A 12,939-nucleotide genomic window follows, 5' to 3' on the forward strand; every position below is an offset into this window, starting at 1 on the left:
AAATTTATCGAGACAAGTAATAATAGCTCATGAGTTTATCAGATATCTTTCATATAAGATCTTAGCTAGATCATAGTTTATTCGCTAGTGGAGTTGGTGTATTTTGTTGATATGGGAGGATTCGTAATGTGGTATATCGTATCGAGCACGACAATACCTGAACTAAGTCATGGTTTTATAGAATTGTCATGTGACTATATGAACGGACATCAACTTATAATATTAAGGTTGTAATAGCCAGTTTATGCCAAGTCCATAGCCAATATCTACATCAATGTTCCTAGATAGCATTATACGTATATCAGATGGAAATTGATAAATATTCATCAGTTCGCCTGTTTCGTTATTTATAATCGCGATTTGTAGTATAGATGACAAATTGAAATCAAATTTTGAAGCATATTCTTGGTAGTTGCTCTGAAAATCTGTTGACATTCCAGATTCCTGCCATATATTTTGTGCTATTTCTCTACCTCCATCGGTGTAAATCACAGTGATAAGACTGCTACGGTCAGGTGACCACCCGAGCAGCCAAAGCAACGAGGTACCCAGGTTTTTCTGCGATAAATCGTCTATATTGAATAAAAATGCATCATCTGGTCCCCAACCTTGGAAGCCTTGAATTAATAGCCATTTCCCGTCTGGGGATATTGTCGTATGATGACCACTCCACCCCCAAGGCGTAGTACAGATTGAATGAGGAGTTGTTGTTCCTTTGAGGTAAATATAATAAAAATGACCACAATCATTATTATGAAAGTCGGGATTGCTCATATAGGCACCAATTTCAGGGATATACCAGATGCCCCACCTGTGCTCAACATATACGGGTTGCTCCAAAACTTTTTTTGATTTAGTGAGCGGGTCATATCTTATGATTTGATCATCCTGATAGAATAATTCATTTCCCTCTGGTGACCAGCCCAAAAGACTCCGAATTTGAGAAATATCCGCTAGCTTAATCACATTTCCGTCTGAAGTATCTGCTATAAAAACAGCCCCTTGACAACCATTCCTGCACGCTGCTAATTCATAAGCAACTAGTGGTCCGTCATAAGAAGACCACATTATTTGTGTGACAGCTGAACCGTCTGGGATCGCCTGTAAGACGGTAATCTCCCCAGAACTTACATCCAATAACCTGACTTCGTCTGCCTGACTGGCACCTGTGCTGAATAAAATCTTGCTCCCGTCAGGCGACCAGGCGATCGAAATTCCTCCGCCTCCTATCCAGTCAAAAGGGCTTTGCCACTCCAGTGATGGTCCTTGCTCATATGAAATTGGAACAACAGCTGTGTATTCATTTGTGTCCAAATTTCCTAAATAAAGCGAATAGTTCCCTTGGTCATCCATACCAATAAAAGCGATTTGCAGATTTCCACCTCCAATCGGAGTTGCTGTTGGAGTGTGTGTATCTGTCGAGGTAGGTGTGAAAGCTCGTGTCGGTGTAACAGTGGAAGTCGGTGTTATTGTAGTAGTTGCAGTTGGCGAGATAGTCGCAGTCCATAACGCCGCGATTATATTCTCAGCAGTCGCAGTTGGTGATGCAATATTGCATGACACAAGTAAGATACATATGATCGAGGTAAATAGATATATCCTACGCATTCACCCCTCCCTATTATATGGGAATCCCCCCAAACATTTGTCTAAACAATACTATAGCACTTTTGTGGGTTAATATCAATAACTTGGGGAAAGTAATATTTATCATGCTGATTATCATCTGCATATGAAACTGGCCTCCAGGGCGATTTGGAGACCGGGCTATTTTTTTCACCAGGAATAATCCTGGGAGCATTCTGATTGTGCTTTAATTGTGCTTTAATTCGGTCTTCTGGGAAAAAAATTCTGGAATCAGCTCAATTTTATCGAGTAAAATTGGCGCCCCCAGCGGGGCTACCTGTCGTGTTCTTCGACGGATCGAACCCACAACCGTCTGATCCGAAGAAGGATGCTCTACCTATTGGGTAGAAATTAATGTTGGGTTTCGGTCGGAAGAGTGCCCCTATCTACCCAGCCTACAATGGACTGGAGCGGGGAAGATGGATTACTGTCAGCTTCAGCGAGATGGCATATGGAACTTCAGCTTTATACGAATACGAATCGGTGGTATGGCGCAATATTCGGCGGGCCATAGCTGGCATAGAGCGCTGGCTCGTTCCCGAGAACCATGATCGTCGAGGCAAAGGTGAACATTCCTAATTTGGTAAATAACTCGTCTGCGCCTTTAGAACCACAGATTGGGTGCTCTTTTGAATCCTTAGAGGTCAGGATCTCTTTGATTTGCTCCAAGCGCATGCCCTGGGATGAATGGACCAGTTGTTGCTCCATGCTCTGGTAACGTGTGGTGCTGTTAGGGAGGAACAGATTATTTTCAGCTTTGTACCACGGGTTGTAGTCGTTATTTGCCAGGGGGTGGTTGGTGTGCCAGACGACATTGGGCGGTTCTGTGGGTTCGAACTGGATGATCTGGTTAGCTGAGCATTCCAGATCGAACACTCCACCAATCCCTCCAACAATATAGTTTTGCCCGGATGCATGGCGAATAGTTTGTAAAAACGTCACCGCCTCCTGCACGGTTCGCTGCTGCAAAACGCCTCGGACGACGCAGGCTACCGGGAGACCATCACTACAACCGCGGAGTGGCGTCAAGGCATTGCAGCAAATACCGATGGAATGGTTGTTCATTCCATTGAAACCGATCAATCCGGCTGTGCTGAGGACAAACAACTCAAGATCGGAATCAGCGTACTTGATTTGCAGCAAGACCTGGAATCCGTCCCGATACGACTCAACATCGATGTTCTGAGCCACATAGGCTGGCTCGGAGCCTTGAGCGGAAAAACCCAGGCTGCTGCAGTGCTCTTTAAAAATCACGTCCTCGTTACTCCACATCTCGTCTAAGAGTTGAAAAGCCAGCATGGTCTCCCAAGATATATCAGCTCCAGCAGCGATGCCCCGAACCTCATCTAACAAATCAGGCGTCCAGCGCTCAATGGCCGGGATAAAGTTGGTACCATTGACAAACCGGTGTACAACCTCATCAGCATCCACCTGATATATATGAACCATTTCATCCTTCCACCGGTTGATTACCTCGAGGATCTGGCTGCGGAGCGTCTCGCCGTGTATTAAGCCACGCTCAAATGGAGTCCCCTGGAGGAGCAAGGGTTGGTGTATTTTCGAATTTTGAGTTATTTTGTTTCTTGTATATAGCCCCATCATTTACCTCCTTAGATCATTTGCCTATAATCAGCGATTACTCATATACTCATTTCATTCAGCAGACACAAGACTTCTTGCTAATGAAGACTATCAAGCGTAATTAACTAAAGCACCATCATTGAACAACAAGCCACCTTGCGGCATAATGGCTATATATCAGCCTTATAAATATTATACATCGAGGCTGGCATGCTATCACCGAAAAGAACTTCTTGACCTGGTAGGGGACTAATAGTTGTTGAACGATTATGTAAGTAGATCGTGGAAGGTATTAAATTACTTTGAGCCAACTCATTTGAAAGCCGGTTATAAAGAGGGGGTAAGAAATCGATAAGTGAACATAGGGGTATCAACAATTATACTTTCCCCAAGTATAGACGACCCGATAAGGCACCGCCTGGGCACCTGAGAGGTGGGACGAAGCAATCGTGCAGCTTTTTTCTTTATTGATTTTTATGAGATCGGTATTTCTACACAAGGTCATTTTGCGAAGTTATTAATGGCGCTAAAATGGCGCTAAAATGTTTGCTTGCTTATCCAAATATGGCTATATGTGGTGGTTTACCAATCAATATCCCCCATATATAGGCGCCCCCGGCGGGATTCGAACCCACAACCGTCTGATCCGAAGTCCTAAAACTAGTGATCCACCGCTTGTTTATTTTTTATCGTCCAAAGTATCCAATTTATGCGGCAAAATATCTCCAGAATGTCTTTTAAATCCACTGCATAACAACACATCTGTGTCACAACTGTATCGGATTATTATCAACGGGGGTAGGCAGCCTGCAGCCCTGTTCAGAGCGAGGAAACCCAAGTAAAAATCAGCCTAAATCCTTGGTTTTCAAGGCAAAGACCCCTTCTCGCCTTATCTATAATGGTCCTTTAAATCCGCTCATGTCACTGTGCCGTTTCAGGTCCTGATATGTCTGGATTTGACATAATAAGATCAAATAGATACAGCTGGTAAATTCGAACTTGGGTGAATTATGGTAAAATTTTTTTTAGCGACTATCTAATAACGTGTGTGAATACTATTCTTGACTGATTGTAACTGCCAGGCAAGATTATCTTTTTACTGATGTGAGGGTATTTAACAGAAGTAAAACCGGTAGATAATATGGATTATCAATCTACATTCCCGACATTAAAGCTTCATCGGCCGCACGTCATCTCAGGATCGATCGATCGACCACGATTATTGGAGAAACTTGACCAGGTTCTCAACAAGCCTCTTGCTCTTATCTCTGCACCAGCTGGGTTTGGCAAGACCATCCTGTTGACCCAGTGGTTGGAACATTGCCAGCTACCTAATGCCTGGCTACAGGGAGACGAAAGTGTCCAGGATGTTCCCCTGTTTATGTCAGGAATCGTTGCCACGCTTCGTCAGCTCTTCCCTGGGTGTTTACAGAAAACTGATCATTTATTATCTGCTCATTCTCCTGTTCCAACAACCGTCTGGACAAGTTCGTTGATGAGTGACCTGGAGCAATTGGAGAATACGCCCTTTGTCTTATCGATAGACGATTATCATCTATACAACATTCCCGCCATTGATATGATCCTTTCCGAACTGCTGCAATATGAAGCTCAACCAATGCACCTGATCCTGGCTGCCAGGAGAAATCCGCCGATTTCATTCTCGCGGCTAAAGGTCAAGAACATGGTTGTGGAGATCGGAACGGCTGATTTGCGCTTTACTGATGCTGAAGCTCGTGCTTATTTTAGCCTGAATGTTGATGTTCCTATAAATGCTGATGTTATATCCAAACTTGAAGAGAAAACTGAAGGTTGGGCTGCTGGCCTGGCCCTGGCAGCCATCAGCTTGAGGAAAAATGTGCAGCCTGAGCAGCTGCTTGCACAATTGGATGAAGCAGATAGGCAGGTGAGTGATTACCTGTTAGACCAGGTATTTAATAACCAGACGCGCGAGATCCAGGACTTCCTGCTCATGACTGCTACCTTTGACCAGTTTAACGCTTCCATGCTGCATGAGGTATTTGACACTAATCAAAGCGAAGCATACATCCAGACACTGCTTGAAAAAATTGAATCATCCGGGATTTTCTTGGTTCCTATCGACCACCAACGTATCTACTTCCGATACCACCATCTGTTTCGCCAGCTGCTTCTATCACGCCAGCGCACAGCCTTCTCGCATGAGCATGTTGCTCTGATTCACCGGCGGGCGTCCGAATGGCTGATTCGCCAGGGTTTACTGGACGCTGCGCTACACCACTTGATCGTATTACAGGATTGGAACAAAGCAGCACAGCTGGTAGAGAGCCAGTTTGGTGATCTGCTCAACGTCGAGGATTCCGAAGGTATCAAACGTCGCCTGGCAATATTTCCGGAAAATATCATCGCTTCCCGCCCCGTGCTTTTATTGATGCAGGCCTGGTCCGCCCATTTCGGCTTGCGTCTGGCGGTGATACGCTCACTAATCGACAGGATCCAGGTCATGCTGGATGCTGCTCTGCTGCAGGATGGAAGCACTGTAAACGATGTGTCTTTGCCCGGTTTTGAAGTTATCCCGCACCAGCTCGTCCAAGCGCATATTTGGATGTTGAACAGCGTCTTATTCTATATGACTAACCAGGGCAGTAAGGCCATCCCGCTTACCCGACAAGCATTTAACGCCCTGCCCGAAACCTGGCTGTTTGCGCGCGGTAACGCCATGGTTTACCTCGGCTTAGCCATGACCATGGAAGGCCAGTACGAACAGATGGTTGAGTCTTTTACCAGGGAATATGATAGCTTGCACAAACAACGTACAACGTACGGCAAGAGGTTGTTGTTCAGTCTCGCGGTCAGCCACTTATTACAAGGACAGCTGGAGCTCTGCCGGCAAACTTCTGAAGTCCTGGTAAGCAATGCGAAGGCGCTTAACCTGTTAATTATGTTGGGATGGGGCTATTACCTGCTGGGACGGGTCTACCAGGAATGGAACCAGCTTGAGCTGGCAGCCAGATATTATAAGCTAGTGATCGATATCGGTTTTAACACGAACCTATTCTGTTCAGTAGAGTCCATTGGAGGCTATATATTTGTGCTGGAAGCCATGGGCCAGCACGAGCTTGCCCGGCAATCGCTCCATTCTCTCAAAGATCTTTTCAGCGAGCAAATGGAAGCTACACCTGCACCAATGAACGCACTGGTGGCATGGTTAGACTTGCAGGGCGGCAAGCGTATGGAAGCTCGTCGTTGGGCAGAATCATTCAATTTTCCCATCGCACAGCAAGCGATTGTCTGGCAGCACATCCCTCAATTTTACAAAGCAAAGATCCTGATGCAGTTAAACCAACCAGAAACCATGCAAGAGATCGGTCGGTTCCTGGATGAAGTAGAGAATCTATCTGCACGAACGCACAATACCTTTACATTGATCCGCTCTCTGGTAATGCGTGCTACCTGGCTTGTCAGGCAAGGAAAACGTGCTGCTGCACTGAATAGCCTGGAGCGTGCGCTGCGACTTGGTCAACCGGGTGGATTTATCCATTCATTTGTCAAGCAGGGGCCAGAGATGCTTGGGCTGCTACATGAGTTATCTCCGAGCTTAAAAAATGATGCAGGTTTACGCGAGTACATCGCTTTAATCATTGATGGTTATGTATCTCCCGAAGGTTCCCCTACAGAGCCTGCCAATCTGAGCCCAATCCATACATTGCTCACCAGGCGTGAGCTGGATGTCCTCGAACTGTTGTCGGACCGGTTGAGCATCAATGAAATCTCCTCCAGGCTTTGTATATCTCCGAGCACAGTCCAGCAGCATACCCACCACATTTATCGCAAATTGAATGTCATCAACAAGCGCCAGGCTGTCGCCAGCGCTGAAATGCTTGGAATCCTCTCCCGACGCCCGTAGGTGAACTTTTTCCTCTCCAGCTTAAAAATAAATAAAAAATAGATAAATTTATTGCATGACTGGTTGGTTGGAACCAGCTATTCTTGGGTTACCCCGAAAAAAGAGGAGCCCATGGCTGAGGAGATCAATCACCGTTATCCATTCGATCGACCGGGTTATTACCAGATACGAATCCAGGGTAACCTGAGGAAATCCTGGCACGAATACTTGCATGGTTTAACTATCACGTCCACTGCATGGGGACGTTATCCCCAGGTAACAATGATCTGCGGCTGGTTGGCAGATCAGGCTGCACTGGGAGGTCTACTTGAGCTGCTGAACAACCTCGGCGTTGTCATCCTGACTGTGGAGCGGATTGAAGAAGATGAAACGATCCACTGAGAACGGCGTTGAAAGGTAGCTTCCCATTGAATCTATCTTCCGCCCTGCCTGATCGGCCATCCGCTGCTCCACCAGCTTTCCACTTGCTGGCAAAACCCACTGGCGCGACCTGTAACCTCGATTGCGCCTACTGTTTTTTCCTGGATAAAGAAGCACTCTATCCCGGTAGCCAATTCCGTATGAGTGATACGCTGCTAGAGCAATACATTCGCCAGCTCATCGAATCGCACCAGGCAGATGTGGTGAACATCGCCTGGCAGGGCGGGGAGCCAACGCTGATGGGGTTAGACTTTTATCGGAAAGCGCTGGTGCTGGCTGAGAAATATCGCCGTCCAGGGATGAGTTTTCTCCATAGCATGCAAACTAACGGCACGCTCCTGGACAATGAATGGGCGGCGTTTTTTAAGGAACACGATTTCTTGATTGGCATCAGCCTGGATGGACCAGCCTGGCTGCACAACGCTTATCGCCTGGATAAAGGCGGGCGACCCACTTTCGAACGAGTGATGCGAGGTGTTCGACTTTTACAGAAACACTCGGTCGAGTTCAATGTGCTGACCACGGTCAACCGGCTCAATGGGGATTATCCGCTAGAGGTATATCACTTCCTGCGCGATGAGGTTGGCACACACTGGATCCAGTTCATCCCGGTCGTGGAGAGGATAAATTCTATCGGTCTGACCCTTTACCAGGAGGGGACGACCGTTTCCGAACGCTCTGTACTGCCAGAGCAGTTTGGTCATTTTCTTTCCACCATCTTTGATGAGTGGGTGCGGCATGATGTTGGGAACATCTTCGTTCAGAGCTTTGAAGCTACTTTGCGCAATTGGCTGAGCCTGCCATCTTCTGGCATGTGCGTGTTCAACGAAACCTGTGGAGCTGGCCCCGCGTTGGAACATAATGGTGACCTGTATGCCTGCGATCACTTCGTTGAGCCGAATTACCTGCTCGGGAATATCGAACATACCCCCATGCTCGAGCTGATGGGCTCGCTAAAACAGGTGAAGTTTGGCCTGGATAAGCGCAGCACTTTACCGCAGGCATGTCAGTCTTGCGATGTACGCTTTGCCTGCCACGGTGAGTGTCCCAAGAACCGTTTCCTGGTTGCCCCAAACGGTGAACCAGGCCTCAACTACCTGTGCGCTGGATTGATGAAATTTTTCCACCATGCTGACTTTCCAATGAAGATCATGGCTGGTCTGATCCGGCGTGGTCGCGAAGCGAGGGAGGTGATGGAGGTCCTTGAGCGAACGTATAGTGGCGTGCACCGCCTGGATCCCTGCCCATGTGGCAGCGGGCTAAAGTTCAGGTTGTGCCATGGCAGGGTGGCATCTCATGCGCCAATCAGTCCACCTCCGCCTTTGCAATCCAGGACAAGGACCCAGATATCTGAAAATAAAAGTATTACCAGGCTGCACAACCAAGCACGATTGACTCAACCTCTCGAGACATTCTCAAATACTGATCAGGAAGGAACATAATAATGCCAAACGGAAAACCTAATATTCTAGTCATATGGGGTGATGATATCGGGATCACCAACCTGAGCTGTTACAGCGATGGTCTGATGGGTTACCGCACTCCAAATATCGACCGAATTGCCGATCAGGGCATGCGCTTCACCGACTCCTATGGGCAGCAAAGCTGCACTGCTGGGCGAGCAGCTTTTATTACTGGGCAAAACCCCTACCGTACCGGGCTTACCAAAGTGGGCATGCCGGGTGTGGACATCGGTCTGCAGGCCGAAGACGCCACGATCGCAGAGCTGCTCAAACCGTTAGGATATGCCACTGGCCAGTTCGGTAAGAACCATTTTGGCGATCTGAACAAGTACCTGCCCACTGCGCATGGATTCGACGAGTTCTTAGGAAATTTATATCACTTGAACGCTGAAGAAGAGCCTGAAAACGTGGATTATCCGCCTGAAGAGGATTTTCCTAACTTCAAAAAAATCTTTGGTCCACGTGGCGTGATTCATTCCTGGGCAACCGATTTTGATGATCCCACCGAGCAGCCGCGCTGGGGTCGCGTGGGCAAGCAAAAGATTGTTGATACTGGTCCGTTAACCAAAAAACGTATGCAGACTTGCGACACGGAGTTCGTCGCTGCCGCCCAGGACTTTATCCAGCGCGCTCATACCAACGACCAGCCGTTCTTCGTCTGGCTCAACACCACCTGGATGCACTTCCGCGTCCATCCACCCGATGAGATCCTCGGGCAGGCGGGTCGCTGGCAGTCTTTCTACCATGATGCCATGGTCGAGCACGATAAGCATGTCGGTCAGATGCTGGATCTCCTGGACGAGCTGGGAATTGCTGAAGATACGATTGTGGTGTATTCCACCGACAATGGCCCGCACATGAACACCTGGCCAGATGGAGCCATGACTCCCTTCCGCAACGAGAAGAACTCAAACTGGGAAGGCGCCTTCCGCGTGCCTGAGCTGATCCGCTGGCCGGGAAAGATCAAAGCCGGTACAGTTTCCAATGAGATTATCAGCCATACCGACTGGCTGCCGACGCTTGTGGCTGCAGCAGGTGATCCGGACATCGCTGAAAAGCTGAAGAAAGGGTATCAGGTTGGCGAGAAATATTTCAAACTATACATTGATGGTGAAAATTTCCTGCCTTACTTTACGGGTAAGATGGACAAAGGTCCGCGACCAGGCATCATCTATTTCTCAGATGATGGCGACCTGGTGGCGTTACGCTACGATAATTGGAAGGTCGTTTTCGCAGAACAGCGTGTCCAGGGTACAGTGCTCATCTGGGCAGAGCCATTTGTGTTTTTACGCTTCCCCAAGATCTTTAACCTACGTACCGATCCCTTCGAACGAGCTGACATCACCTCGAATACCTATTGGGACTGGATGATCGACCATGCCTATATTATGTACGCAGCCCAGTTCCTTGTCAGGCAGTTCCTGGACACCTTTAAAGAGTACCCAGCGCGCATGAAGCCCGCCAGCTTCAGCATAGATCAAGCTTTAAACAGGCTTGAGCAGGCGATGCACAGTAACTAGTGTTATTTCGATGAGGCTAAACAAAATGACTCTACAAGAATACAAACCCGGAACATCTTTTCCCGGCGTAATTGGCAGAACAGTATCCGAATCATCACCGGCCTGGCCTCAACCTGTGCGGGCCAAAAAAGGCGCGCCTAATGTGATCTTCTTCATTCTGGATGATGTCGGTTATGGCCAGATGTCAGCCTTTGGCGGCTTGGTTAACACTCCTAATCTTGACCGGCTGGTGCAGAATGGCCTGCGCTATACCAACATGCACACCACCGCCCTGTGCTCTCCGACCCGTGCTTGCGTTCTCACCGGGCGCAACCACCATTCCAACGGCGTAGCAAGCATCATGGAATTCGCCACCGGCTTCCCGGGCTACGATGGCCGCATGCCCTTCCAAAACAGTATGCTCTCCGAGATGCTGCTGGAGCACGGCTATAACACCTTCTGCACCGGCAAATGGCACCTTGCACCCGCGGAGGAGAGCACCCCGGCGGGTCCATACCATCGCTGGCCGTTGGGGCGCGGCTTTGAACGCTTTTACGGCTTCATGGGCGGCGAAACCAACCAGTGGTTCCCCGACCTGATCTATGATAACCACTCCATCCCCCAACCAAAAACGGTTGAAGAAGGCTACCATTTGGACAAAGACCTGGTCGATCATGCCATCCAGTTCATCCTGGATGCCCATGTGATTGCGCCCGACAAGCCTTTCTTCCTCTACCACGCGCCTGGCGCGGCACATGCCCCCCACCAGGTGGCACCAGAGTGGATTGAAAAATACAAAGGCAAGTTTGATATGGGTTGGGATAAGTACCGTGAGGTGGTTTTTGCTCGCCAGAAAGAGCTGGGGATCTTTCCTGCCGATGCCGAGTTATCGCCTCATGACCCCGACGTGCCCGAGTGGGACACGCTCAGTGACCAGCAGAAGAAACTGTACGCGCATTTCATGGAGGTCTTTGCCGGTTTCCTGGAGCACTGTGACCAGCAGTTTGGTCGTCTCCTGGATACGCTGGAGGAGATTGGCGAGCTTGATAATACTATCATCATGATGCTCCCGGACAATGGAGCCAGCTCGGAAGGCGGTGTGAACGGCGCTTTTAATGAAATGAGCACCTTCAACTATTACTATGAAACCGTCGATGATATCCTGCCGCGCATGGATCAATTAGGCAGTCCAACCTCCTACAATCATTATCCCTGGGGCTGGTCCTGGGCTGGCAACACCCCCTTCCGTCGCTGGAAGAAAGAAGTCTATCGCGGCGGCTGCACCGATAATTTGATTGTCCACTGGCCTGCCGGCATCCAGGCCAAAGGCGAGAACCGCGGCCAATACGCCCATGCCATCGACATGGTACCCACGATCCTGGAGGCTCTTGGGATTACGCCGCCCGAAGATATTCGCGGCGTGGCCCAATCGCCGATTGAGGGAATCAGCTTTGCCCATACCTTCAACGACGCCAAAGCGGCCACAAAACACCACACCCAGTATTTTGAGATGTTTGCCACGCGTGCCATCGACCATGACGGCTGGCGAGCCGTCTGTGGCTTCCCAGGCCCCAGCTACATGGAAGGCGCAGAAAAAGGTCTTCATCTGGGAGATGAGATCACACCCGCTGTGCTGGACGAGCTGGATGCCAACGGCTGGGAGCTTTACCACGTTTCCAAAGACCCTGCCGAGGTTCACAACCTGGCTGGCAAGATGCCGGGGAAGCGCGCAGAAATGATTGCTCGCTGGTATGCGGAAGCTGGTAAATACCAGGTGATGCCGTTGGATGGTACCCTCTTCCAAAGGATCCTTGCTGAACGTCCCCAGATGACATTACCGAGGAACCAATACACCTTCTATCCGGATCTGTCGCCGGTTCATCCAAGCGTGGCGCCGATGGTTTTTAACCGGCCACACAGCATCACTGCCGAGGTGGTCATTCCTGCGGGCGGTGCGGAGGGCGTACTCCTGGCGCAGGGTGGTGTATCTGGTGGATATGTTCTTTACATTCGAGATCATAAGCTTATCTACGTGTACAACTATATGGGACTAAAGGAATTTGCCGTAACTTCTACGGTTGATGTGCCAGAGGGCGAATGTAGCCTGCGTTACGAATTCGAACCAACTGGTGCACCAAAAGTCCGCGAAGGCAAGGGAACGCCAGGACGCGGCCAGCTTTATATCAACGGCGAGCTGGTCGGTCTTTGCGATTTCCCCGTCACCGTGCCAATTGCCTTCGGTATCGAAGGCTTGAGCTGCGGCTACGATTTTGGGGAGGCTGTCACTCACCAATACACGGCTCCCTTTCGGTTTACCGGAAAGATTAAGAAAGTCGTCACCGATATGTCGGGCGACCTGATCGTGGATGACGATGCAAAAGTGCGCATGTTAATGGCGCAGCAGTAAGTATCCAATTTGAAGATTAATAAAGGAGAGTTAACTATGTCATTAAAAGAATACAAG

The 12,939-nt window shown here is 48.9% G+C and carries 7 protein-coding genes; 5 read left to right on the plus strand and 2 right to left on the minus strand.

The features are described from left to right. Window positions 1-222: 222 nt before the first annotated feature. Together C3F13_06965 and C3F13_06970 are read right to left on the minus strand one after the other, a co-directional pair. The gene (locus tag C3F13_06965) at window positions 223-1,353 is read right to left on the minus strand and encodes a hypothetical protein (protein PWB54487.1); all 1,131 of its coding nucleotides are present in this window, start codon (window positions 1,351-1,353) and stop codon (window positions 223-225) included. 738 nt (window positions 1,354-2,091) lie between these two features. After that, a complete protein-coding gene (locus C3F13_06970) occupies window positions 2,092-3,228 on the minus strand; it encodes a hypothetical protein (protein PWB54488.1) in 1,137 nt (378 codons plus the stop codon). A 1,120-nt stretch (window positions 3,229-4,348) separates the two neighbouring features. Between C3F13_06970 and C3F13_06975 the strand changes: the two genes are divergently transcribed. The 5 genes from C3F13_06975 (at window position 4,349) to C3F13_06995 (ending at window position 12,882) form a co-directional block, all read left to right on the plus strand. Further along, a complete protein-coding gene (locus C3F13_06975) occupies window positions 4,349-7,093 on the plus strand; it encodes a hypothetical protein (protein PWB54489.1) in 2,745 nt (914 codons plus the stop codon). A gap of 111 nt (window positions 7,094-7,204) precedes the next feature. Beyond that, window positions 7,205-7,474, plus strand: coding sequence for a hypothetical protein (locus C3F13_06980; GenBank protein ID PWB54490.1), 270 nt, complete (start codon window positions 7,205-7,207; stop codon window positions 7,472-7,474). A gap of 26 nt (window positions 7,475-7,500) precedes the next feature. Further along, entirely contained in the window at window positions 7,501-8,955 is a 1,455-nt protein-coding gene (locus C3F13_06985; protein PWB54497.1) for an anaerobic sulfatase maturase, read from the plus strand. 2 nt (window positions 8,956-8,957) lie between these two features. Next, window positions 8,958-10,496 (plus strand): arylsulfatase, encoded by a 1,539-nt coding sequence (locus C3F13_06990; protein PWB54491.1) that lies wholly within the window; start codon window positions 8,958-8,960, stop codon window positions 10,494-10,496. A gap of 25 nt (window positions 10,497-10,521) precedes the next feature. Beyond that, window positions 10,522-12,882 (plus strand): arylsulfatase, encoded by a 2,361-nt coding sequence (locus C3F13_06995; GenBank protein ID PWB54492.1) that lies wholly within the window; start codon window positions 10,522-10,524, stop codon window positions 12,880-12,882. Window positions 12,883-12,939: the final 57 nt, after the last annotated feature.

The organism is Anaerolineales bacterium, assembly GCA_003105035.1.
Taxonomy (GTDB): Bacteria; Chloroflexota; Anaerolineae; order Anaerolineales; family UBA4823; genus FEB-25.